Origin of the sequence: Micromonospora sp. WMMD723 (assembly GCF_049863385.1) — a bacterium.
GTDB classification, from domain to species: Bacteria; Actinomycetota; Actinomycetes; order Mycobacteriales; family Micromonosporaceae; genus Micromonospora; species Micromonospora wenchangensis.
This window is the reverse complement of sequence record NZ_JBMKNR010000001.1, coordinates 6114241-6136762: the sequence shown is the minus strand read 5'-3', so window position 1 is coordinate 6136762 and position 22522 is coordinate 6114241. Positions and strand designations below refer to the sequence as shown.

General features: G+C 74.8%; 22 protein-coding genes. 11 read left to right on the top strand and 11 right to left on the bottom strand.

The features are described from left to right. Positions 1-48: 48 nt before the first annotated feature. Positions 49-1377, bottom strand: coding sequence for a Gfo/Idh/MocA family protein (locus ACN261_RS26705; protein WP_421482410.1), 1329 nt, complete (start codon positions 1375-1377; stop codon positions 49-51). 237 nt (positions 1378-1614) lie between these two features. Between ACN261_RS26705 and ACN261_RS26700 the strand changes: the two genes are divergently transcribed. Genes ACN261_RS26700 through ACN261_RS26665 form a run of 8 tightly spaced genes read left to right on the top strand, consistent with a single transcriptional unit; the run spans position 1615 to position 9187 of the window. Then, on the top strand, positions 1615-2733 hold the full coding sequence (locus ACN261_RS26700; RefSeq protein ID WP_421482409.1) for a LacI family DNA-binding transcriptional regulator: 1119 nt from the start codon (positions 1615-1617) through the stop codon (positions 2731-2733). Between the two features lie 16 nt (positions 2734-2749). Then, positions 2750-4090 carry an ABC transporter substrate-binding protein gene (locus tag ACN261_RS26695; RefSeq protein ID WP_421482408.1) on the top strand — a complete coding sequence of 447 codons (1341 nt, stop codon included), beginning with the start codon at positions 2750-2752 and terminating at the stop codon, positions 4088-4090. Positions 4091-4125: 35 nt separating this feature from the next. Further along, positions 4126-5103, top strand: a complete 978-nt coding sequence (locus tag ACN261_RS26690; protein WP_425852739.1) for a carbohydrate ABC transporter permease — start codon at positions 4126-4128, stop codon at positions 5101-5103. After that, positions 5103-5981 (top strand): carbohydrate ABC transporter permease, encoded by an 879-nt coding sequence (locus tag ACN261_RS26685; RefSeq protein ID WP_363793172.1) that lies wholly within the window; start codon positions 5103-5105, stop codon positions 5979-5981. The genes ACN261_RS26690 and ACN261_RS26685 overlap by 1 nt, the downstream gene beginning before the upstream one ends. Beyond that, positions 5978-6610, top strand: a complete 633-nt coding sequence (locus tag ACN261_RS26680; protein ID WP_421482406.1) for a hypothetical protein — start codon at positions 5978-5980, stop codon at positions 6608-6610. Before ACN261_RS26685 ends, ACN261_RS26680 begins: the two co-directional genes overlap by 4 nt. Beyond that, positions 6607-7548 carry a PmoA family protein gene (locus ACN261_RS26675; protein ID WP_421482405.1) on the top strand — a complete coding sequence of 314 codons (942 nt, stop codon included), beginning with the start codon at positions 6607-6609 and terminating at the stop codon, positions 7546-7548. Before ACN261_RS26680 ends, ACN261_RS26675 begins: the two co-directional genes overlap by 4 nt. After that, complete coding sequence (locus ACN261_RS26670) at positions 7545-8582, top strand: sugar kinase (protein WP_425852736.1); 1038 nt, start codon at positions 7545-7547, stop codon at positions 8580-8582. The genes ACN261_RS26675 and ACN261_RS26670 overlap by 4 nt, the downstream gene beginning before the upstream one ends. Then, positions 8579-9187 (top strand): bifunctional 4-hydroxy-2-oxoglutarate aldolase/2-dehydro-3-deoxy-phosphogluconate aldolase, encoded by a 609-nt coding sequence (locus tag ACN261_RS26665; RefSeq protein ID WP_357930049.1) that lies wholly within the window; start codon positions 8579-8581, stop codon positions 9185-9187. Before ACN261_RS26670 ends, ACN261_RS26665 begins: the two co-directional genes overlap by 4 nt. A gap of 112 nt (positions 9188-9299) precedes the next feature. Here ACN261_RS26665 and ACN261_RS26660 read toward each other — a convergent pair whose 3' ends face one another. Further along, entirely contained in the window at positions 9300-10316 is a 1017-nt protein-coding gene (locus tag ACN261_RS26660; protein WP_425852733.1) for a LacI family DNA-binding transcriptional regulator, read from the bottom strand. A gap of 155 nt (positions 10317-10471) precedes the next feature. Here ACN261_RS26660 and ACN261_RS26655 point away from each other — a divergent pair, with 155 nt between their 5' ends. Genes ACN261_RS26655 through ACN261_RS26645 form a run of 3 tightly spaced genes read left to right on the top strand, consistent with a single transcriptional unit; the run spans position 10472 to position 13592 of the window. Further along, positions 10472-11623 carry a Gfo/Idh/MocA family protein gene (locus tag ACN261_RS26655; RefSeq protein WP_421482402.1) on the top strand — a complete coding sequence of 384 codons (1152 nt, stop codon included), beginning with the start codon at positions 10472-10474 and terminating at the stop codon, positions 11621-11623. Beyond that, positions 11620-12771 carry a dihydrodipicolinate synthase family protein gene (locus tag ACN261_RS26650; protein ID WP_421482401.1) on the top strand — a complete coding sequence of 384 codons (1152 nt, stop codon included), beginning with the start codon at positions 11620-11622 and terminating at the stop codon, positions 12769-12771. Before ACN261_RS26655 ends, ACN261_RS26650 begins: the two co-directional genes overlap by 4 nt. 5 nt (positions 12772-12776) lie before the next feature. Beyond that, positions 12777-13592, top strand: a complete 816-nt coding sequence (locus ACN261_RS26645; RefSeq protein ID WP_421486838.1) for a sugar phosphate isomerase/epimerase family protein — start codon at positions 12777-12779, stop codon at positions 13590-13592. Positions 13593-13745: 153 nt separating this feature from the next. On the opposite strand, the gene ACN261_RS26640 is transcribed toward ACN261_RS26645, so the two are convergent. Genes ACN261_RS26640 through ACN261_RS26600 form a run of 9 tightly spaced genes read right to left on the bottom strand, consistent with a single transcriptional unit; the run spans position 13746 to position 22449 of the window. Next, the gene (locus tag ACN261_RS26640; RefSeq protein WP_421482400.1) at positions 13746-14495 is read right to left on the bottom strand and encodes a hypothetical protein; all 750 of its coding nucleotides are present in this window, start codon (positions 14493-14495) and stop codon (positions 13746-13748) included. A gap of 57 nt (positions 14496-14552) precedes the next feature. Further along, positions 14553-15008 carry a hypothetical protein gene (locus tag ACN261_RS26635; protein WP_421482399.1) on the bottom strand — a complete coding sequence of 152 codons (456 nt, stop codon included), beginning with the start codon at positions 15006-15008 and terminating at the stop codon, positions 14553-14555. Then, the gene (locus ACN261_RS26630) at positions 15005-15937 is read right to left on the bottom strand and encodes a hypothetical protein (protein ID WP_425852731.1); all 933 of its coding nucleotides are present in this window, start codon (positions 15935-15937) and stop codon (positions 15005-15007) included. Before ACN261_RS26630 ends, ACN261_RS26635 begins: the two co-directional genes overlap by 4 nt. Then, complete coding sequence (locus ACN261_RS26625; RefSeq protein WP_425852729.1) at positions 15934-16557, bottom strand: phage tail protein; 624 nt, start codon at positions 16555-16557, stop codon at positions 15934-15936. Before ACN261_RS26625 ends, ACN261_RS26630 begins: the two co-directional genes overlap by 4 nt. Continuing rightward, positions 16538-19267 (bottom strand): putative baseplate assembly protein, encoded by a 2730-nt coding sequence (locus ACN261_RS26620; protein WP_425852728.1) that lies wholly within the window; start codon positions 19265-19267, stop codon positions 16538-16540. Before ACN261_RS26620 ends, ACN261_RS26625 begins: the two co-directional genes overlap by 20 nt. After that, positions 19264-19740 carry a GPW/gp25 family protein gene (locus ACN261_RS26615; protein WP_421482393.1) on the bottom strand — a complete coding sequence of 159 codons (477 nt, stop codon included), beginning with the start codon at positions 19738-19740 and terminating at the stop codon, positions 19264-19266. Before ACN261_RS26615 ends, ACN261_RS26620 begins: the two co-directional genes overlap by 4 nt. Continuing rightward, on the bottom strand, positions 19737-20075 hold the full coding sequence (locus tag ACN261_RS26610; protein ID WP_402896025.1) for a hypothetical protein: 339 nt from the start codon (positions 20073-20075) through the stop codon (positions 19737-19739). The genes ACN261_RS26615 and ACN261_RS26610 overlap by 4 nt, the downstream gene beginning before the upstream one ends. Continuing rightward, the gene (locus tag ACN261_RS26605) at positions 20075-21661 is read right to left on the bottom strand and encodes a phage baseplate assembly protein V (protein ID WP_425852725.1); all 1587 of its coding nucleotides are present in this window, start codon (positions 21659-21661) and stop codon (positions 20075-20077) included. Before ACN261_RS26605 ends, ACN261_RS26610 begins: the two co-directional genes overlap by 1 nt. Next, complete coding sequence (locus ACN261_RS26600; RefSeq protein WP_425852723.1) at positions 21658-22449, bottom strand: hypothetical protein; 792 nt, start codon at positions 22447-22449, stop codon at positions 21658-21660. The genes ACN261_RS26605 and ACN261_RS26600 overlap by 4 nt, the downstream gene beginning before the upstream one ends. Positions 22450-22522: the final 73 nt, after the last annotated feature.

Sequence of the window (22522 nt, the reverse complement as noted above, 5' to 3'; positions counted from 1 at the left end):
CGGGCGGAGGGTCGGCGGTTCGGGACGGGGTCGGCGGGGCCGACCCGGTCAGGGCAGGGTGAGCAGGTCGGCGACGCGGACCGGCGCGCCGGTGTCGAAGGAGCGGTTGGCGGCCAGCCCGGTGAGCAGGGCCAGCGCCCCGTCGCGGGCGGTGGCGGCCCGGCCCAGCGGGTCCGGCTCGCCGCCGAAGATCACCCGGGTCATCCGGACGTCCGCGCCGCCGTGGCCCTGCCGGGTGTAGCCCTCGACCGGGATCCGGGTGGGCGGGGCCCAGAACGGGCGCAGGGTGAGGGTGGCCTCGCCGTGTTCGGCGGCGGCCTCGTCGCCGTGCAGGGCGGCCCCCTTGAGCGCACCGGCGGCGGCCGGGCTGACGAAGTCGCTCTCGGTGACCTCCAGTTCCAGCCGGCCCCGGCTGCCGTTGACCATCACCCGGTAGCCCTCCCAGGGGGCGTAGGCGGTGAGGTGGTAGGTCATCGTCGCGCCGGTGGAGTAGCGGGCCAGCACCGCCATGTCGTCCTCGATGGTGACCCCGGGGGCGAAGACGTTGCGGTCGCGCTGGTAGCCGTCCTCGGCCTCGGCGTCGAGGTACAGCTCGCGCAACCGGGGGTGGTCGGCCAGCCGCAGGGCGAACGGGTCGTCGGCGGCGGCGGGGGAGTCGTGCGCCCGGTCGTAGTCGCGGGCGTAGCCGTGCCGGCGGCCCTCGTCGCCGTAGAAGAACAGCCGGCCGGCGGCGTACACCTCGACCGGGGTGGCGTCGAGCCACCAGTTGACCAGGTCGAAGTGGTGGCTGGCCTTGTGCACCATCAGCCCGCCGGAGCTGGCCTTGTCCCGGTGCCAGCGGCGGAAGTAGTCCGCGCCGTGCCGCACGTCGAGCAGCCACTCGAAGTGCACCGAGCCGATCTCGCCGACCGCGCCGTCGGCGAGCAGCCTTCTGACCTGCTCGTGCAACGGGTTGTACCGGTAGTTGAAGGCGACGGTGACCTGCCGGCCGGTCTCGGCGACCGCGTCGAGGATGCGCCGGCAGCGCTCCGCGTCCACGGTCATCGGTTTCTCGGTGACCACGTCGCAGCCGGCCCGCAGGGCCGCCACGATGTACTCGTCGTGGGTGACGTCGACGCTGGTCACCAGCACCACGTCGACCCGTTCCTCGGCGAGCATGGTGGCGAAGTCGGCGGCCGGGTACGTCGGCACGGCCGGCTGGCCCAGCTCGGTCAGCCACCGGTTGTGCGCGTCCATCCGGGTCTGGTTGACGTCGGCGAAGGCGACCAGCTCGGCGGTGTCGGCGTGCGCGGTGACCAGGGCCCGGACGAACATCTCCGCCCGCGCCCCGGTGCCGACGAGGGCGTGCCGTCGGCGTGACGTGGCTGGTGGTGGCATCCGTGGACCTCCCGTGGCTGCAAAGGTTTGCAGTGAAGAAACCACGTCGGTGAAGAGCACGTCAACGATCGATGCCAATCCCGTGGCATAGATACCGTTTCATGCGCATAAGGGGGCATGGCAGGAGCGCCCCCGCAATCGACCTGCAACAAACTCCCGTTGACAGTGGAGCAACCGTTTGCATTAATTGGCGGCACCCACGTGACCCCGACCACACCATCGACGAGAGGGCCGCCCGTGCCAGCCACCATCCGCGACGTCGCGCGGGCCTCGGGCGTGCACATCTCCACGGTGTCCCGGACCTTCTCGGCACCGCACCTGGTCAACCCGGAGACCCGGGGCCGGGTGCTGGCCTGCGCCGAGGACCTCGGCTACCGACCCAACCGGGCCGCCCGCGCCCTGATCACCGGCCGGACCCACAACATCGGCCTGATCATCGCCGACATCGCCAACCCGTTCTTCCCGCCGCTGATCAAGGCGGCCGAGGGGCAGGCCCGGCACCGCGACTACCACGTCTTCGTGGCCGACACCAACGAGGACCCGGCCGCCGAGGAGGAGCTGGTCCACGCGCTGGCCAAGCAGGTCGACGGGGTGCTGCTGTGCAGCCCCCGGATGAGCAACGGCCTGATCGAGCAGGTCAGCCGGGAAGTTCCGGTGGTGGTGATAAACCGGCAGGTCACCGGCCTGCCCTGCGTGATGATGGACGTCGGCCAGGGGGCGCGCGCCGCGATCGAGCACCTGCTCGGCCTCGGCCACCGGCGGATCGCCCTGCTCGGCGGGCCGCGCGGCTCCTGGACCCACCAGCAGATGCGCCGGGCGGCCGGCGCCGCCGCCCGCTCCGGCGGGGCCGAGCTGACCGTGCTCGGGCCCAACCCGCCCACCGAGACCGGCGGCGGTGAGCTGGCCGCCCGGGTACGCGACAGCGGCGTCACCGCCGTGCTCGCCTACAACGACCTGATGGCGATCGGGCTGATCGAGGGGCTCGACCAGCTCGGCATCCGGGTACCGCAGGACGTCAGCGTGGTCGGCGTCGACGACATCGCGCTGAGCCGACTCACCCGCCCCAAGTTGACGACGGTGGCCACGCCAACCGCGGCCGCCGGCCGGACGGCCGTCGACATGCTGCTGCAACACGACTCCGACCCGCGCCCGCGCGGCGGGGGACGGGCAGCGGCCGTCGGCGACCGTCGTACCACCGCACAGGTAATGCTCCAGACCGAACTGGTCATTCGCGACTCGACCGGACCCGTACCCGGTCGATCCCGTCCCGGTTCCGATCCGGATGGCCCGGGTCCGCATCGCCTTGCGGACCCGGGCGGCCCGACCGTGACCACCGGTGGCGTCGTCGCCTCCTAACCCGAGGAGTGAGCGCATGCACCCCGCAACGTCCCCCACCGCCGGCACGCCGGCCGAACCGCACCACCGTACCCCCGTGCCCCGTCGTCGATTCCTGCGCGGCGTGCTCGCCACCGCTGTCGCCGTACCGCTGATGTTCGGCGCGGCGGCCTGCGGCGACGACTCCGCCGGTGACGACGGCCAGGTCAAGCTCTCCGTCTTCTGGTGGGGCGGTGAGGCGCGGGCCAAGCTCACCGAGGACGCCCTCGCCCTCTACACCAAGAAGCACCCGAACGTGACGTTCGAGAAGACCTGGCAGGCCAACCAGGGCTACTTCGACAAGCTGGCCACCCTCACCGCCGGCGGCAACCCGCCGGACCTGTTCCAGATCGACGACAACTACCTGGCCGAGTACGCCGGCCGCAGCACCGTGCTCGACCTCAAGAGCTACCAGGACTCCGGCAAGCTCGACGTGTCGAAGTTCCCCAAGAGCCTGCTGGAGTACGGCGTCGTCGACGGCAAGCTGGCCGGGGTGGCCGCCGGCGAGAACACCCAGGGCCTGGTCTACAACAAGACCCTGCTGACCAAGAACGGCCTCCCGGAGCCGACCACCGGCCAGAGCTGGGAGGAGCACATCGCCTGGGCCGAGCAGGTGGCCAGGAAGGCCAAGATCCCCGGCACCCAGGACCCGAGCGCCGACTACAAGGCGTTCTGGATCTGGCTGCGCCAGCAGGGCAAGGACCTCTACAACGGCAAGGACCTCGGGTTCACCGCCGAGGACGTGACCAAGTGGTTCACCCTGTGGAAGGGTGCCCGGGACCGGGGCGCCACCCCCACCGCCGACGTGATCCACGAGGGCAACGCCAGCGACGTGACCAAGCAGCTCGTGGTCACCGGCAAGGCCGCGACCTCCTGGGTCTGGGTCAACCAGATGCCCGACCTGAAGAAGAACACCAAGGACGAGCTGGGGGTGGTGGCCTACCCCGGTGACCCGAGCGCCCAGTGGGCCCGTGCGTCGATGTACTGGTCGGTGTTCAAGGGCAGCAAGCACCGGGACACCGCCGTCGACGTGATCAACTTCCTGGCCAACGACCCGGAGGCGGTGGCCCTGCTCGGCACCGACCGGGGCCTGCCGTCCAACATGGACCTGCGGGCCACGGTCAGCCAGACGGTGACCGACCCGGCGATGAAGCAGTCCATCCAGGTCGAGACCGAGCTGGCGCAGAAGTTCGGCCAGTCGCCGCAGGTGCCCATCAAGGGACACAGCAAGGTCAAGTCCGAGCTGGTCAAGGCCGCCGAGAACGTCCAGTACCAGCGCGCCACCCCGGAACAGGCCGCCGAGCAGTTCCTCGCCGCCTGCAAGTCCGCGATCGCCTGACCGGCACACCGCGGACGACGAAAGGAGCCGGACCCGTGGCCCTCACCACGGTGCCCGGCCGGACCGGACGCACCGGTCCCGCCCGCCCCCACGCCAAGCGGCGTCGGGGCGGGCGGGACCGGCACGCCGAAGGACTGGCGGGGTACGTATTCCTCTCGCCCTGGCTCATCGGACTGATGGGCGTCACGGCGATCCCCATGCTGCTCTCGCTCTGGCTGAGCTTCACCAACTACGACATCCTCACCCCGCTGTCCGAGGTGCAGTGGGTGGGCCTGGCCAACTACGAGCGGATGTTCACCGCCGACCCGTCGTACTGGCACGCGGTGCGGGTGACGGTGACCTTCGCCCTGGTGGCGGTGCCGCTGAAGCTGGCTGCCGCGCTCGGGGTGGCGCTGCTGCTCAACAGGGCGTGGCGGGGGGTGGGCCTGTTCCGGGCGCTGTTCTACCTGCCGTCCCTGCTCGGCGGCAGCGTCGCGCTGGCCATCGTCTGGGTCAACATGTTCAACCGGGACGGCGCGTTCAACTCGTTCCTCGTGCTGTTCGGCATCGAGGGGCTGCCCTGGGTCAGCGACCCGGACTGGGCGTTGCAGACCCTGATGGTGTTGGCCATCTGGCAGTTCGGCGCGCCCATGGTGATCTTCCTGGCCGGGTTGAAGCAGGTCCCCGGCGAGCTGTACGAGGCCGCCTCCGTCGACGGCGCCGGCCGGGTCCGCCAGTTCTGGCACGTCACCCTGCCGATGCTCTCCCCGGTCATCTTCTTCAACCTGGTGCTGGAGACCATCAACGGGTTCCAGGGCTTCACCGCCGCCTTCGTGCTCAGCAACGGCACCGGCGGGCCGGTCGACTCCACCCTGATGTACACCCTGAAGCTCTACATCTCGGGCTTCACCGACCTGGAGATGGGCTACGCCTCCGCGATGGCCTGGGTGTTCCTGCTCGCGATCGGCCTGATCACCGTGGTCTTCTTCAGCACCGGGCGGTTCTGGGTGCACTACTCCGACGGGGAGAAGTGATGGTGGCGGTGACCTCGACGGCGCGGCGGCCCGGCCGGCGGCAGGGCGGCCGGCAGGCCGTACGCCTGCTGGTGCTGATCGTGATCGTGGCGGTGGTGCTCTACCCGCTGCTGTGGATGGTGGGCACCTCGGTCAAGTCGCAGGAAGAGATCGTCAACAACATCGGCCTGCTGCCCGAGCGGTTCACCCCGGGCAACTACACCGCCGGGTGGGGCAACTTCGACCTCAGCTTCGGCACGTTCTTCCTCAACAGCGCCATGGTCAGCCTGTTGACCGTGGTCGGCAACGCGGTCTCCTGCCTGCTCGCCGCGTACGCCCTGGCCCGGTTGCGGTTCCGGCTGCGGGGGGTCTGGTTCGCCGTCATGATCGGCACCCTGCTGCTCCCCGGCCACGTGCTGATCGTGCCGCAGTACATCCTGTTCCGCAGCCTCGGCCTGGTCGGCGGGGACTGGCCCTACCTGCCGCTGCTCATCCCGCAGTTCCTGGCCACCGAGGCGTTCTTCGTGTTCCTCATGGTGCAGTTCATGCGGGGCATCCCGCGCGAACTCGACGAGGCCGCCAAGATCGACGGGGCCAGCCCGTACGGCATCTTCCGGCACGTCATCCTGCCGCTGAGCCGCCCGGCGCTGGTCACCACCGCGATCTTCTCGTTCATCTGGACCTGGAACGACTTCTTCCGGCAACTGGTCTTCCTGTCCAGCCTGGACGACTACACGGTGCCGGTGGCGCTGACCCTGTTCATCGACTCGACCAGCCAGAGCGCGGTCGGCCCGATGTTCGCCATGTCGGTGCTGTCGCTGCTGCCGGTGTTCCTGTTCTTCCTGGCCTTCCAGCGGATGCTGGTCGAGGGCATCAACACCAGCGGGTTGAAGGGATGACCGCCGCCCCGCTGGTGCAGGAGGACGCCGTACCGGCCCGCCGGGACTGGCGCGACACCCTGCGCGACGCCACCGACCTGGCACTGCTCGGGTTCGCCGTGACGCTGGCCGCGCTGCCGGTGCTCACCCTCGCCCCGGCCCTGGCCACCGCCAGCGCCGCCGTGCACGACCGGCTGACCCTCGGCGGTTGGCCCGACCTGCGTACCACGCTGTCCCGGTTCGGTCGGGCGCTGCCCGCCGGGCTGGTCGCCAGCGCCGTCGGGCTGGCCGTCGCCGTCGCGCTCGGCGTCGACCTGGTCGCGCTGGCCACCGGCCGGGTACCCGGTGGCGGCGTCGCGCTGGCCGGCACCGCAGTGGTCACCGCCGCCCTGGCCGGGTACGCCGGGCTGACCGTGGTGGCGGTCGGTCGAACCGGCGCGCGGGGTTGGCGGGCGGCGGCCCGGGTCGCCGCCCGCACCGGCCTGGCCCGGCCGGGGACCTGGGCGGCGGCCGGCGGGGTCTGCGCGGTGGCCGCTCTGTTGGGGATACTGGTCACCCCGGTGGCGGTGCCGATCCTGGCCGGCTACGCGCTGGCCGCCCTGCACGCGGTCGCCGCCCGCCGGCCCACCGCCCGGATGGAGGCACCGTGACCGGTCACCCCCGGCCCGTCCCGGCCGGCCCCGGCCCGACGCCGACCCGCGCCGCCCCGGAACCGGCCGACGACGGCCCCCGGCCGCACGTCGAGGAGGATCCCCGGCTGCGCCTCGGCGACGTCGAGGTGGCCCGGTACGTGGTGCGCCCCGACCTGGACCCCAAGCACGGACCCCGGCCCTACCTGCACCCGGTCCGGACCCTGGCCGGCACCCCGGTCACCGACGCCCTGCCCGCCGACCACGTCTGGCACCTCGGGGCGTCGCTGGCCGTGCAGGACGTCGACGGCACCAACCTGTGGGGCGGCCGGACGTACGTCCGGGACACCGGCTACACCTGGCGTGACGACCACGGCGTGATCGCGCACACGCACTGGCGGGAGCGCGCGCCGGACCGGCTGGCACACGCGTTGCAGTGGCGCGACCGGGCCGGCGGGGTGCTGCTCACCGAGCACCGCCGGCTCGCCGCGAGCCCGGTGACCCCGGACGCCTGGGCGCTCGACGTCGACTACACCCTCACCGCCCCGGCCGGGCGCGACGTCCACCTGGGCAGCCCCGCCACCAACGGGCGGCCCGGCGGGGCCGGCTACGGCGGTTTCTTCTGGCGGGCCGTCGCCGACGGTGAGCCGGTCACGTTCACCGCCGACGCCGACGGCGAGCAGGCCGCCAACGGCAGCGCCGCCCGCTGGGTCGCGCTCACCGGGGTCGCGCCGGGCGGTGGGGCGTACACCCTGGTCTTCACCGGGCTGGGGCTCGGCGACAGGTGGTTCGTGCGGACGGCGATGTATCCGGGGGTCTGCGTGGCCTTCGCCTTCGACCGGCCGGCGGTGGTGCCCGCCGGTGGCCGGCGCACCGGCCGGCACCGGGTGCTGGTCGCCGACGGGGTACGCGACCGGGCCGGCGTCACCGCCCTGCTCGCCGCCGCGGAACCGCAGTGACCGCCGCCGACCCGACCGGCGGGGCCGGGCCCGGCCCGGAGGTGGTCACCGTCGGCGAGTCGATGGTGGTGCTGAGCCCCGACCCGACCGGACCGCTGGACCGGGCCGACCGGCTGGGCGTCTCGGTCGGCGGCGCGGAGTCCAACGTGGCGTGCGCGCTCGCCGCCCTCGGCCACCGCACCGCCTGGGTCAGCCGGGTCGGCGACGACCCGTTCGGCCGGCGGGTCCGCCGGCACGTCGCCGCCACCGGCGTGGACACCGGCCTGGTCACCGTCGACCCGACCGCCCCGACCGGCGTCTACCTCAAGGACCCGACGCCCGACGGCACCGCCGTGCACTACTACCGGTCCGGGTCGGCGGCCTCGCGCCTGCACCCGGGGGTGCTCGACGAGCCGGCGCTGGCCGGGGCGCGTCTGCTGCACCTGTCCGGGGTGACCGCCGCCCTCTCGCCGTCCTGCGCGGCACTGGTCCGCCGGGCGGTCACCGATCGGCCGCTGCCCGTCGCCCGGGTCACCTTCGACGTCAACCACCGGGCCCGGCTCTGGTCGGCGGCGACCGCCGCGCCGGTGCTGCGCGGGCTCGCCGACGCCGCCGACGTGGTCCTGGTCGGCCTCGACGAGGCGCACACCCTGTGGGGCGTCACCGCGCCGGCCGCCGTGCGGGACCTGCTGCCCGGCCCGGAACTGGTGGTGGTCAAGGACGCCGCCGTCGGGGTCACCGCGCTGCCCCGCGACGCGGCGGCCGTCTTCGTGCCGGCGCTGCGGGTGCCGGTGCACGAGCCGGTCGGGGCTGGCGACGCCTTCGCCGCCGGCCTCCTGTCGGGGCTGCTGCGCGGCCTCGACCTGGACCGCTGTCTGCGGCTCGGGCACCTCTGCGCGGCCCCCGCCCTGACCGTCGCCGGGGACACCGCCCCGCCGCCGCGGCGGGCGCTGGCCGATCGGCTCCTCGCACTGCCGGCGCGGGACTGGGCGAGCCTGGACCTGGTCGACGCCGGCCTGCTCCCCACCCCCGCCACCGGAAGGAACGGTCGATGACCGCGCACGACTTCGCACCCCTGTTCGGCACCGCACGGGTGATGGTGATCCTGCGGGACCTGCCGCCGACGGAGACCGTCCGACTCGCCGAACGGGCCTGGAACCTCGGCATCGACGTGGTCGAGGTGCCGATCCGCACCCCGGACGCGACGCTGTCCCTGCGGGCGGCGGTGGAGGCCGGCAAGGACCGGGGCCGCCGGGTCGGTGCCGGCACGGTGCGCACCCCCGCCCAGGTACGGCAGGCCGCCAGCGCCGGTGCGGCGTTCACCGTCGCCCCGGGGCTCGACCTGGCGGTGGCGGACGCGGCGGTCAGCTACGGCATTCCGCACCTGCCCGGGGTGGCCACTCCCACCGAGGCGCAGCTCGCGCTCGACCACGGGCTGATCTGGCTCAAGGCGTTCCCGGCGGCCAGCCTCGGTCCACAGTGGTTCAAGGCGATGGCCGGTCCGCTGCCGGAGCTGCGGTTCGTGGCGACCGGTGGGATCGACGCGGGCAACGCCGCCGACTTCCTGGCCGCCGGGGTGCGGGTGGTGGCGGTGGGTTCGGCGCTGTCCGACCCCCGGCAGATCGACCGGCTCGCCGAGCTGGCGACGACCCCCGCCTGAGCCGGTGCCGTCCCCGCCCACCCACCCGCCGCGCGGGCCGGTGCCGGCCGTCGGACCGTCGCTCCGAGGGTCGTCGGCCGTGCTGCCGGTCCGGCGGCCCGGTGCGGGCGGATCAGGCCGGGGCGGGGCCGAGGCTGTCCCGGACGACCAGGGTGGCCGGCAGCACCTCGACCCGGGACCGGTCGGCGGCCGGGCCCAGCGCCAGGGTCATCGCCCGTGCGCCCAGCTCCACCAGGGGCAACCGGACGGTGGTCAGCGCCGGGGTGACGTCGGCGGCGACCGGCATGTCGTCGAAGCCGACCACCGACACCTGCCCGGGGACCGGCACGCCCCGGGCGCGCAGCAGGGTCAGCGCGCCGACGGCCATCGAGTCGTTCAACGCCACCAGCGCGGTCAGCCCGGGGACGGCGTCGAGCAGCTCACCGGCGGCGCGGGCGCCCCCGTCGCGGTCGAAGTCGGCGTACCGGACGCGCTCGGCGGGCAGCGGGTGGCCGCCCTCGGCGAGCGCGGCGCGCAGCCCGTCGAGCCGGTCGGTGATGGTGGTCAGCACCTGCGGGCCGGCGACCACCCCGATCCGGGTGTGCCCCCGGCGCAGCAGTTCCGCGCCGAGCAGCCGGCCGCCGTCGGTGTTGGCCGGCATCACCGCGTCGCCGGGATGTTCGTGCCGGCCGACCACCGCCACCCGGCCGCCGGTCGCCTCGTAGGCGGCCAGCTTCTCGGCGAGCCGGGCGGTGAAGGTGGCGTCGTGGTAGCCGGAGCCGGCCAGCACGATCGCGGCGACCTGCTGGGCGCGCAGCAGCTCCACGTACTCCAGCTCGCGTTCCGGGTCGCGGTAGCTGTTGCAGATGATGACCAGCCGGCCGTGGTCGGTGGCGACCCGTTGCAGCCCCCGGGTCAGCTCGGCGAAGTACGGGTCGGAGACGTCGTGCACCACCACGCCGACCACGCTGCGCTGCGGCCGGGCCAGCAGCTGGGCGTGCGCGTTGGGCACGTACCGCAGGTCGGCGACGGCCCGCAGCACCCGTTCGCGCAGCTCGTCGGCGACGGGCTTGCTGCTGCCGTTGATCACCCGGGAGGCGGTGGCGGGGGAGACCCCGGCGCGGCGGGCGACATCGGCAAGCGTCGCCATGGGCACCCCCGAAAGTGTCCGGGCCCGGTCGGGGCCGCACGGTAGCGGACAGGTTACCGCAACGGGCGGCGGCGGCCTCTTGCCCGTGGTGGGGCGGCCACCTAGGCTGCTAGGAAAGCGCTTACCTATGCGATGTGCAAAGGGGAAGGACGACCATGACCCGAAGGTCGATCGGCATCATCGTCAACGGCGTCACCGGTCGGATGGGCTACCGCCAGCACCTGGTCCGCTCCCTGCTCGCCCTGCGCGAGCAGGGCGGCCTGGCACTCGACGACGGCACCCGGATCTGGCCCGAGCCGATCCTGGTCGGCCGGGACGAGACCCGGCTGCGGGCGGTCGCGGAACGGCACGGCCTCACCGACTGGACCACCGACCTCGCCGCCGCCCTCGCCCGCGACGACGCGGAGATCTACTTCGACGCCCAGGTGACCCAGCAGCGGGAGAAGGCCATCCGGCAGGCCATCGACGCCGGCAAGCACATCTACACCGAGAAGCCGCTGGCCGAGTCCAGCGCCGGTGCGTGGGAGCTGGTCCGCGCCGCCGACGCCGCCGGCATCCGCACCGGCGTCGTGCAGGACAAGCTCTTCCTCCCGGGGCTGCGCAAGCTCAAGCGTCTGATCGACGGCGGGTTCTTCGGCCGCATCCTCTCCGTGCGGGGCGAGTTCGGCTACTGGGTCTTCGAGGGCGACTGGCAGCCCGCCCAGCGTCCCTCCTGGAACTACCGCGCCGAGGACGGCGGCGGCATCGTGATGGACATGTTTCCGCACTGGCAGTACGTGCTGGAGGAGCTGTTCGCCCCGGTCCGGGCGGTCACCTGCGTCGCCGCCACCCACGTCCCGCAGCGCGTCGACGAGGCCGGCCGGCCCTACCCGGCCACCGCCGACGACGCCGCGTACGGCATCTTCGAACTCGACGGCGGGATCATCGCCGCGCTCAACTCGTCCTGGGCCACCCGGGTGCACCGCGACGAACTGGTCGAGTTCCACGTCGACGGCACCGAGGGCAGCGCCGTCGCGGGACTGCGCCGCTGCCGGGTCCAGCACCGGGCGGTCACCCCCAAACCGGTGTGGAACCCGGACCTGCCCGCCACCGAGGACTTCCGGGCGCAGTGGACCGAGGTGCCCGACAACGAGGAGTTCGACAACGGATTCAAGGTGCAGTGGGAGGCGTTCCTGCGGCACGTCGTCACCGGCTCCCCGTTCACCTGGGACTTCCTGGCCGGGGCACGCGGCGTGCAACTGGCCGAGCTGGGGCTGCGCTCGGCCCGGGAGGGCCGCCGGGTCGAGGTGCCGGAGCTGTCCCGGTGACCGCCGTCGTCCGGCTGCCCGACGGCGGCACCCACCGGCTGCGCGGGGGCGCGGGCCACGATCGTCCCACCGGTCCGTCCACCAGCAGAGTGGCGTACGCCGCCGCGCACGTCGTCGCCGACCCGCGCGCGGAGAACGTCCCGGGCGCCCCGGCCGCCGTCGACTGGGACACCACCCTCGCCTTCCGGCGGCACCTCTGGTCGTACGGGCTGGGGGTGGCCGAGGCGATGGACACCGCCCAGCGCGGCGCGGGCCTGGACTACCCGGCCACCCGGGAGCTGATCCGGCGCAGCGCCGCCGAGGCCCGCGCGGTCGGCGGCCGGATCGTCGCCGGGGTCGCCACCGACCAGCTCCCACCCGGCCCGGCCACGGTGCCCGAGGTGACCCGGGCGTACGCCGAGCAGCTCGCCGACGTCACCGCCGCCGGTGCCCGCCCGGTGCTGATGTGCAGCCGGCACCTGGCCGCCGCCGCCACCGGCCCCGACGACTACCTGCGGGTGTACGACGAACTGCTCACCGCCGCCGACCAGCCGGTGGTGCTGCACTGGCTCGGTGCCATGTTCGACCCGGCGCTGGCCGGCTACTGGGGCTCGACCGACCTCGACGAGGCCACCGGGACGGTGCTGCACCTGATCAAACAGCACCAGCACCGGATCGACGGGATCAAGGTGTCCCTGCTCGACGCCGACCGGGAGGTCGCGTTGCGCCGCAGCCTGCCCGCCGGGGTACGCCTCTACACCGGCGACGACTTCCACTACCCGGAGCTGATCCGGGGCGACGGACAGGGCCACTCCGACGCCCTGCTCGGTGTCTTCGCGGCCATCGCGCCGGCTGCCGCCGCCGCGCTGTCCGCCCTCGACGCCGGTGACCTGGACCGGTACGACGCGGTGTTCGCGCCGACCCTGCCGCTGGCCCGGCACCTGTTCGCCGCGCCCACCTGGTTCTACAAGACCGGCATCGTTTTCCTCGCCTGGCTGGCCGGGCACCAGGAGCACTTCACCATGCTGGCCGGGCAGCAGTCCGGCCGGTCCCCGGCCCACCTGGCCCGGCTGCTCGTCCTCGCCGACGCCGCCGGGCTGCTGCCCGACGCGGAGCTGGCCGCCGCGCGGGCCCGGGCGTACCTCACCGTGGCCGGGGTGGCCCAGTGACCGGGGTGGTGCCGGCGTCGGGGCTGGAACGGTTCTCGTTCAACCAGGCCACCGCCCAGCACTGGCCGCTTCAGGCGGCCGTCGCCGGCTGCGCGGCGGCCGGGGTGCCCGGCATCGGCCTGTGGCGGGAACCGGTCCAGGCGTACGGGCTCGACCGGGCGGCCCGGCTGGTCCGCGCCGCCGGACTGACCGTCACCTCACTGTGCCGGGGCGGGTTCTTCACCACCCCCGACTGGTGGGACGAGAACCGGCGGGCCATCGAGGAGGCGGCCACCCTCGGCACCCGGGAACTGGTGCTGGTCTCCGGTGGACTCCCCCCTGGCAGCCGCGACGTCGACGGGGCCCGCCGGCAGGTCGCCGACGCCGTCGCCGCGCTCGCCGACGAGGCCACCGCCGCCGGGGTGCGCCTCGCCATCGAACCGCTGCACCCGATGTTCAGCGCCGACCGGTGCGTCATCGCCACCCTCGGCCAGGCGCTCGACATCGCCGAACGGTTCGACCCCGCCGTGGTCGGCGTGGTGGTGGACACCTACCACGTCTGGTGGGACGACACGGTGTACGCGCAGATCGCCCGCGCCGGTGACCGGATCGCCGCGTTCCAGGCGGCGGACTGGGTGACCCCGCTGCCGGAGGGGGTGCTGCTCGGCCGGGCGCTGCCCGGTGAGGGCTGTGTGGAGCTGCGCCGGCTGCGCGAGGCGGTCGACGCCGCCGGGTACACCGGGCCGGTCGAGGTCGAGGTGTTCCAGGCGGCGCTCTGGTCCCGTCCCGGCCCGGACATCCTCGCCGCCACCATCGACGCCTACCTGACCCACGTGTCCTGACCGGGCCGTGAGCGGGACGGCTGCGGGACCCCGGGGCCCCGTCGTCATGGGGACCCAGTCGCCCGCCGGGCGGCGGGAGGGACGACACCCCTGCGGTGGACCGGTATGCCCCACCCCACCACCGCGCCGCCCCGGGGCCGCGCGGCGGGCGGGTCACCGGACGGTGGCGGTGGCGCGGACGGCCTTGACGACGGCGGGAACGGAGCCGACGAGCAGGACCAGGCCCCAGACGAGGGCCACGACGGCGAAGACCAGCGCGCCGACGTCGTCGAGGATGCTGACCAGGATCACCGGGACCAGCCGGTGCAGGAACTCCAGCACCACCGTGCCGACCAGGGTGGTCAGCGCCAGCAGGACGAGCCCCTTGTTCTGCAGGAACCGGGGCTGGGCGAGCAGCAGCAGCCCGGCCCAGACCAGCTTCAGCGCCAGCACCAGGCCGAGCAGCAGGCTGGCCTCGCCGACCGGGAAGAAGCCCCACAGCGCGAGGTAGGCCAGCGTGCCGAAGGGCACGGCGAGGAAGAGCGACACCATCACCGTCAGTTCCACGAAGACGGTCAGCAGCAGCACCAGCGACGCCAGGACCAGCAGGACCGCGAAGACCAGGGTGGCCACCCCCTGCACCCGGCCCTGCACCCGCTCGGAGAGCAGCAGGCTCAGGCAGAACAGGCCGGTGGTCCAGAGCGCCACCACGTCGACCAGCGCCAGGTAGCCGGTGCCCCGACCGGACGGCTCGCTGATCCGTCCCACCGCGCCGACGTCCACGCCCAGGTCCCGGGCGCCGGCCAGCAGCTCCCCGCCCGCGTCGCCGCCGCCGGTCAGCAGCGACGAGCCCAGTTCCAGCGCCACCACCAGCACCACCGCCAGCAGCGCCAACAGCAGGAACGGCCTGCGCAGCTCACCCATGCCGGGTCACCTCCCGGACCGGTGGCACCGCGACCCGGGGCACCGACAGGTGCCGGGTCACGAGGTGGCGATGGTGACGGTGCACCCGACACCTCCCGGGCAGCCCAGGCCGACCTCGGTGGCCCCGTCGAGGGCGATCGTCGCGACGGCGTCGCCCCCGTCGGCGGGCGTGACGTCGTCGCGTACGGTCAGGTCGGCGTCGCCGGGCGCGGGGGCGGTGACCGCGAAGGCCGCCCGGCTGCGCAGCACCAGGGTGCGCAGCCCGCCGGGGTCGTCCACCCGCAGCGCGCAGCCGCCGACGAAGGAGAGCACGTCCCCGGTACGGTCGCAGTCGGCCCGTACCGTCGCCGGGTCCACCGTGGTGGCGTCGCCACCGAGCCGGCCCAGCCAGCCCAGGGTGCCGGCGTCGGCCGGGTCACCGCGACCGGCGTGGCCCACCCCGAGCGCGCCGACGAACGCGGCGACCAGCAGCACGGCGACCGCCACCAGCAGCAGCTTCCGCCGGCCGCTCACGGTCGGCCCGTCGACGCGGGCAGCTCGGTGAACCGGACCAGGTCCACCCCGGCGAAGTACCGCTCGGTGCCCTGGGTCCGGCCGACCGCGACCAGGGTGAGGGTGTGCGGGCCCCGACCGAGCCGTACCGTGCCCACGTCCTCGACGTCACGCAGCGCCGGCTGCTTCGAGAAGCCGAGAAAGGTGCCGCCCACCTGCACCCCGTCGACCTGCCAGATGGTGTTGGCGTAGTCCGGCGCGGTGGTGCGGGACGCGGCGAACGACCAGGTGGCGTCCGCCGGCAGGGTGACGGTGAGACTGACCCGGTCACCCACCGCCAGCCCCTGCAGGAACAGTTGCCGGCCACCCGACCAGGTCAGCCCGCAGCAGTCCGGCTGTTCCACCACCTTCACCGCGGCACCCGCCGGTGACTCCGTCCTCGCCCCGGCGAGCAGGGTCTCCGCCTCCACCGTGACCACCCGGGCGGCGGGCGGCGGTGGGGCGGCGTCGGGGCGGCTGAGCAGGTAACCGACCACCGCGCCGACCAGCACCACCAGCGCCACCGCCGCCGCGATCCACGGCCACGGGGCCCGTCGGGGCGGGGCGACCCCGGTGACCTCGTACGTCACCCGGCCGCTCGCGCGGGAACTCTCCTCCGGCGCGGTGTTCGCCGAGTACGCGAAGCCCGTCATGTCGTACCGCCGGGGCGGGGTACCGGCCGGCACCGCCAGCCGGACCAGGAACGACACGGAGTTCTGCCCCGGCACCACCCGCTGCGGCTCGGCCACCGTGAACCAGGCCCGCTGGCTGCCCTCGCCCGGCGCGACATCGAAGACCACGGTGTCCGGCGCGCCGCCGGGATTGGAGACGGTGAAGGTCAGCTCGCCCCGGTTGGCCGGGTCGAGGGTGAACTGCTCGGCGGTGGCGACGACGGCCCATTCGGTGGTCATGACGGCTCCTCAGGCGACGGTCCGGGCGGGGGCGGGGGGCCCGGGGCGGGCACGGTGGCGCGGCCGACCGCCGGCCCGTACGGCACCGGCCCACCGTCGGCCTCGGCGGGTGGGGCGTCGGCGAGGACGACCTCGGCGGTCACCGCCGCCGGTTTCTCCGCCGCGACGATCCGGGTCACCACGGTCAGCAGCCCGGCCGCCGCCACCGGTACCCGGACGACCAGGTGGAACGGCCGGTCGGCCGGCTCGTCGAGGACGAACCCGGTGACCCCGGTGGCCAGTTCCAGCGCGGTCCGCATCCCGTACGGGGTGCCCCGCCAGCGGGCCAGCAGCGCGCCGTGCGCGACCAGGTCGCGTAGCCGGCCCACGGGCAGCGGCGGCGGGACGTCCGGCCGGGGCGGGCCGAGCACGTGGTCCATCGCCACCCAGCGGGTCAGGTAGCCGGCGAACCCGGCCGGCGTGCGGTACGGGTCGAACAGCACGTCCACGTCGGCGAGCAGCGCCTCGTCCGGGGCGTGCAGCGCCTCCATCACGTCCAGCAGGGCGGCCAGGACGCTGCCCGGCCCGGCGGCCCGCTGGTAGGCCGCCGGCAGCAGCCGTTCAATCGCGGCCCGGCGCATCGTGGCCCACCACCTCGATGTCGTGCTCGCCGGAGCAGAGCAGCCAGGTGTCGGGGACGGTCACCACGTCGGCGGTGGCCTGGTTGGCGCTGGCCGTCCAGTCGACGGCGTCGCCGCTGCGGTACACCCCGCGTTCGCCGCCGGCCAGGATCAGCCGGCTGCCCCCGCCCGTCCCGGTGACGCTGCCGGCGATCGCGTCCACCGGCACGAACCGGGTCCGGTCCCGCAGCGGCAGGCCGCAGTTGACCACCACCGGCTGCCACTGCGGCTGCGCGGCCAGGGTGTCGAGGCGGACCACCCCGCCGCTCTGCGTGGCGGCCACCGCCAGGGTGCCGACGAAGGCGAGGTCCCGGCAGGTGCCGCCGACCCAGCCGGCCTGCACCTGCTGCCACTTCACGTCGGACTCGAACAGCCGGGTGCGGTGGCAGCCCTGCCCCGGTTTCTTCGGGTCCGGTTCGCCCGCGCCCGCCCAGAGCAGGGTGGCCGGGCCGTCGTACTGCACGGCGAGGACCCGGTTGTCCACGTTGGCCAGGCCGACGTGGGTGAAGCTGCCGGGGCGGCCACCGGCGGTGGACAGGTACACCCCGAAACCCGCCTGCGCCGCGACCGCCACCCCCGGCGCGCCGCGCTCCGAGACGAACGACCGGACGGCGTAGAAGCCCCGGTCGGCGTCGGCCGGGTCGACCAGGATCTGCAACGGCACCGCGCCGGGCAGCAGGGACACCTCGTACAGGCCGGTGTCGGTGGCCAGCAGCAGCGCGCCCGCGCCGTCCCGGTCGATCCAGGCCAGGTCGGTGATCCGCGAGTCCAGGCCGGTCAGCGCCGTCCAGGTCTCGCCGAGGTCGGTGCTCAGGTGCACCCGGGAGCCGCCCGCCGTCCGGGTGGTCACCACCGCCACCGCGCCGGGGCGGGCCACCACGCCGGGACGCACCGGGGCCGGGGCGGGGGCGACCCGCACCACCGTCTCGTCGTCGTCGAATCGGCCCGCCGGTTCCCAGCCCACGCCCGCGTCGGACGAGCGGAACAGCACCGCGCCCCGGCCCGCGTACCAGGTGCCGGGCTGGTACCGGTCGACGGCGACGGCGCGGACCTGCGCGTCGGGGGCCTCGTCCACCACGAACCGGACCGACTCGACGTAGCGCACCCCCGGCTCGGCGTGCTCCAGCATCCGGTACACGTTGGACGCGCGCAGCGGCTCGCCGAACGCCCAGCCGGTCGGGTTCAGCGCGGTGGGCAGCGGGCTGAGCGTCAGGTGCAGCCGGTCGTGGATGCGCCGGCGGACCGCCTCGACGTCCTCCTCCGGCCGGACCACCACCCGGGCCCGGATCGACACGGCCTTGTACCGGGCCCAGCCGGCCCGGCAGCTCGTGCCCAACGCCCGACGTCGGTCCAGGTCGGCCTCCACCCGGCGGCGGGACTCCTCCACCTCGTGGGCGCGCAGCACCGCCACCGGCAGCCGGCCACCCGGGCGGGCCTCCGGCGGCACGTACGGCACCAGCACCACCTCGACCTCGCCGGGGCGGGCGAAACTGTAGACGGCGGCCCGGGTGAACGCCCGCGCCCGGGACACCCCGCCGGAGCCGGCGGCGAGGATCTCGAAGTCCCGGGCGGTGACCGCGCGTTGCTGGGCGAAGAACTCGTACGGGCCCCGGACCAGCGCCGAGTCGAGGCTTTCCAGCTCCCGTCCGCCACCTGCCGGTTCCGGGTTCTCCGCCCGTACCCCGGGCAGCGGGTCCCGCAGGGTGGTCAGGGTGCCGGCGGCGACGTTGCCGGCCCGGCCACCGCCGGCCCGGTACCACAGCCGCACCCGGGCCCCGGCCGGCGGCACCGCCGCGACGGTGACCGGCCCGCCGCCCGCCCGTGCGCCGTCCGGTCCCACGTCGGCCGGTCCCACGTCGTCCGGTCCCACGTCGGCCGGTCCCACGTCGTCCGGTCCCACGTCGTCCGGTCCCACGTCGGCCGGTCCTGGGCCGGGCGGGTCGGCGTCGGGCGGGCGCAGGTCCAGCGCCGGGGCGAAGGTGACCAGCCCCGAGCAGCGGTCCACCAGGTAGACCTTGGCCTGCGGGCCGACCCCGGCGAAGCTGTCCACCGGCCGCCACACCTCGTACGTCGCGCCCTCGTGTTCCCGGGCCACCGCGCCCAGCTCCACCGAGCCGGCCGGCACCTCCACCCCGAGCAGCAGGTCCCGTGCCTCGGCGGTACGTGTAAGCGGTGCCCGGGCGGCCCGCAGCGCCTGCCCCGGCTGGCCGGTGCCGACGCCCAGCAGCTCCGCCTCGACCGGTTCACAGTGGTGCATCCGGACGGTCACCTCGTCGGCGTCCGCCGGCAGCAGTGCCGGCTCGGTGGTGACGAAGACGACGGGCCTCGGGTCGAGGCCCCGGGCCGCCGCGACCCGGGTGCCGGCCGGGATCCGCACCGCCGCCCGGTCACCGCCGGTCCGGACGAACCGCACGTCGGCCCAGGCCGCCGTCGGCGCGTGCCGGGTGACCCCGAGCAGGTTCAGGAACTGCACGTACGCCTTCTCCGGCAACTGGTTCAGCCGGAAGATCATCACCTCGGTGAGGTGCGCGAACGCCTCCACCAGGGCGATACCCGGATCGTGCGCGGACAGGTCCGTCCAGCCGGGGCAGGACTGCCGGATGCGCTCCCGGGCCTCGGTGACCAGATCGAGGAAGGTGCGGTCGTCCAGGTGCGGCACGGGCAGCGTCATGACCGGTCCCCCTCGCCCCCGTCACCGGTCGACCGACCGGCGGCCCGGTGCGCGGGCGGGTCTACGTCGGCGGGGAGCAGGTCGACGGAGAGGACCAGCTGACCGGGGGAGAGGCTGGCCCGCACCCGGTAGTCCAACCGGATCACCAGCCGCCACGGGTCGCCCGGGTCGGGGCCGGCGTCCACGTCGATCACCTCGATCCGGGGCTCCCACCGGCGGATCGCCTGCCGCACGTAGTGGATGGCCAGCCCGGCGGTGGTGTCGTCGTTCGGCGCGAACACCAGCCGGTGCAGCCGGGAGCCGTACCCGGGGCGCATCAGCCGCTCGCCCGGCGTGGTGGACAGCAGCAGGTACAACGCCTGGCGTACCGTCTCGTCGCCGTCGGTCACCGCGAGCCCGCCGGTCGCGGTCAGTGCCAGGCCTCCGGCGCGGCCGGCGTCGAAGCCGGCCCCGACGAACCGCAACGCCCTCACCGGTCGGCCCCCACCAGGCGCTGCCGGGCGTCGTGCACGGTGTGCCGGACCAGGTTCGGCGGGGTGCCGTCGGTGAACCCGGCCAGGTGCGACAGGACGATCCGGTGCCCGTCGACCCGCAGCCAGTCGCTGTAGCCGACCCGCACCGCGAGGGTCCTCGCGCACGGTTTGACAGTCGGCCCGTAGTTGGGGCAGGCCACGATGTCCCGCCCGACGGGGTCGTCGTCGACCAGCACCGGCGTCCCGGCGACGGTCAGCCAGCCCTGCGACGCCCGGTTGGTGACCCGGCCGTCGTGGTCGCAGGCGATCAGCGAGTCGAGGGTGATCCAGCGCATCAGGCACCTCCGGAGTGGGCGCGGGCGAGCGAGCCGGCCTGTTGCCTGGCGGTCGCCGCGTCCTCGGTCGCGTCGGCGTGCAGGAAGTCGACGCTGCGGGCCCGCACCACCAGCGCCCGGCCCGGCGCGGAGAGCACCAGGTCGGTCGCGGCGTGCAGGGTGGTCAGCTCGGGGGTCAGCTCCAGGAAGCTGCCGGCGTCGGTGGCCAGCCGCAGCGTCCGCGCCGCGTCGTCGACCACGATGGTCTGACCGCTGCCGGTCCGCACCGACCAGCGGCCCGCGCGCCCGTCGGCCACCCCCGCGTCGTACGGGGTGACGGTGCCGAACAGCGAACCCAGCACCACCCCGGCGACCGGGTCACCGCCCGGCAGGGCCAGCAGCACCGTGTCGTCCGGGTCGGGCAGCGCCACGATGCCCTTGTCCCGGCCCGCCCCCGGGCAGAGCACGGCCAGCCAGCCGGCGTCCAGGTCGCCGTACCCGGGCAGCCGTACCCGGACCCGGCCGAGCCGCTCCGGGTCGTCGACGGCGGTGACCACCCCGAGGGTGACCACCGCCCCGCCGGCCGCGACGCGCGGCGGGGAGGGCGGCGGGGCGGTGGCGAACCGGGTGAGGTGGCCGCTGGCGTCGACGGTGTGCACCACCTCGGTGAGGACGTACACCCCGGCCAGGTCGTCGGTCACCCCGGCCAGCGCGACCCGGCGGCCGGGGCGCAACGCCGGGTCACCCTCGGCGACGCCCTCGGCGGTGACCAGCGCGGCCACCCGGTCGTCCAGGCCCGCCTGGGCGAGCGCGGCCAACTCGTCGTCGCCGCGACCGGGCTGGTCCAGCACGGTCCGCACGCCGTCCGCGCCGACCGCCGCCGGGTCCGGCCGCAACGGCACCCGCCGGCCGCTGCGCGCGGCGTCGACCCGGTGCCCGAGCGGCTCGGCCCGCTGCGGATGCCAGCCCAGCGCGGCACTGCTCCCGGCGGCCCGGTCCAGGTTGGCGGCCAACCGCACCGAGTGCAGCGTCCGGCCCAGGGTCAGCGGCACCGGCTCGCCGTGACCGTCCAACGTGACCAGCCGCACCCGGTCAGCCTCGACGGCCAGGTGCAGGCCGGCCCGGCCGGCCACCTCCCGCAGCAGCTCCAGGTCGCTGTGCCGGTGCTGGAGCAGCCGGTCCAACCGGGGCCCGTCGACCTCGGCGTCGACGGCGAGCCCCACCGCGCCGCACAGCTCCCGGGCCAGGTCGGCGGCGGTGACCGCCTCGAAGACCCGTAGCTGCTGCCGCTTGCGCAGCCGGTGCAGCAGGTCGTAGCCGAGCCAGCGGGACAGGGCGGTGCCGTCGGCGGCGTACTCCACCTCGACGCAGGTGACCTCCCCGGTGAACAGCAGGTCGTCGCCGAGCCGGACGGCCAGCGTCGCGCCGGTCGGCACCGCCGGGCCGGGACCGGGACCCCGCGCCGAAGCGCCCGGATCGGCTTCGTGCACCACCTCGCACTGGGTCGGCTGGTCGAGGCGGGCGGCCACCCGGACCGACCGGATCCGCCGGTCCGCCGCCCCGCCCAGCGGCACGCCGTCGAGGAACACCGACGGGCGGGCACTCACCGCACACCCCCGCCGGCCTGCTCCGGGCCGGTGCCGCCCGCGCTTTCCACCGGGGACACCCCGGCGGGCCGCGGTGCGGTGGCCGGGGGTACCGCGAGGGCGGTGCCGGCCGGCACGGCGAACGGGTCGGTGATCCGGTTGTGCTCGGCGAGCAGCCGCCAGCGCAGCGGCGAGCCGAGCGCGTCGTGGGCGAGCAGGTCGAACCGGACCCCGGAGTAGCCGGGCGTGGCCGCACCGTCCCCGGCCGCCACCACCGCCTGCCCCGGGGGCGTCGCGGGCGGGGTGGCGGCGGCCAGTTCCTCGGCGAAGCCCTGTTGCGCCTCGTCGGCCGACTCGGCCACCCGCAGCAGCTTCATCCGCAGCCACGAGCGGCGGGGCGAGCCGGTACGGGTGAACACGTCGAACCGTTCGGCGACGGCCACCACCACCCCGGGCACGTTCCACGTCTTGCCCCAGACCAGCCGGACCAGCGGCGGACGCTGCCAGCCGTACGCCACGGCGGAGTTCTCGGCCAGCATCCACAGCGGCCGGGTGAGGGTGCGCACGTCCCCGGGCCGGGTCGGCCCCTCCACCAGGTCGGTGTCGAAGAGCAGGTCCAGCACCAGTTCGGTCCGCCCGCCACCGGTGAAGGCCAGCGGGTCGTCGGCCAGCCCGATCCCGGTGAGCCGCCCCTCGGCGCTGCCCCGCGGTCGTACCCCGGCGACCCTGGTGACCTGCACGGTCTGCGGATTGAGCAGGCAGTCGATCCGGACGCCGGACTCGTCGACCAGGAAGGCGACCCGTTCCATCAGTACCCCCGCTGTTCGGCGTCGAGCCGGGCGTACCGGGCGTCGTCGCGGGCGGTCCCCGTCGGCCGTCGCC

Bases quoted from the DNA above. Each gene is read 5' to 3' on its own strand.
- ACN261_RS26705 (WP_421482410.1), bottom strand. From the start codon at position 1,377: ATGCCACCACCAGCCACGTCACGCCGACGGCACGCCCTCGTCGGCACC.
- ACN261_RS26695 (WP_421482408.1), top strand. From the start codon at position 2,750: ATGCACCCCGCAACGTCCCCCACCGCCGGCACGCCGGCCGAACCGCAC.
- ACN261_RS26685 (WP_363793172.1), top strand. From the start codon at position 5,103: ATGGTGGCGGTGACCTCGACGGCGCGGCGGCCCGGCCGGCGGCAGGGC.
- ACN261_RS26680 (WP_421482406.1), top strand. From the start codon at position 5,978: ATGACCGCCGCCCCGCTGGTGCAGGAGGACGCCGTACCGGCCCGCCGG.
- ACN261_RS26665 (WP_357930049.1), top strand. From the start codon at position 8,579: ATGACCGCGCACGACTTCGCACCCCTGTTCGGCACCGCACGGGTGATG.
- ACN261_RS26660 (WP_425852733.1), bottom strand. From the start codon at position 10,316: ATGGCGACGCTTGCCGATGTCGCCCGCCGCGCCGGGGTCTCCCCCGCC.
- ACN261_RS26655 (WP_421482402.1), top strand. From the start codon at position 10,472: ATGACCCGAAGGTCGATCGGCATCATCGTCAACGGCGTCACCGGTCGG.
- ACN261_RS26640 (WP_421482400.1), bottom strand. From the start codon at position 14,495: ATGGGTGAGCTGCGCAGGCCGTTCCTGCTGTTGGCGCTGCTGGCGGTG.
- ACN261_RS26630 (WP_425852731.1), bottom strand. From the start codon at position 15,937: ATGACCACCGAATGGGCCGTCGTCGCCACCGCCGAGCAGTTCACCCTC.
- ACN261_RS26625 (WP_425852729.1), bottom strand. From the start codon at position 16,557: ATGCGCCGGGCCGCGATTGAACGGCTGCTGCCGGCGGCCTACCAGCGG.
- ACN261_RS26620 (WP_425852728.1), bottom strand. From the start codon at position 19,267: ATGACGCTGCCCGTGCCGCACCTGGACGACCGCACCTTCCTCGATCTG.
- ACN261_RS26610 (WP_402896025.1), bottom strand. From the start codon at position 20,075: ATGCGCTGGATCACCCTCGACTCGCTGATCGCCTGCGACCACGACGGC.
- ACN261_RS26600 (WP_425852723.1), bottom strand. From the start codon at position 22,449: ATGGAACGGGTCGCCTTCCTGGTCGACGAGTCCGGCGTCCGGATCGAC.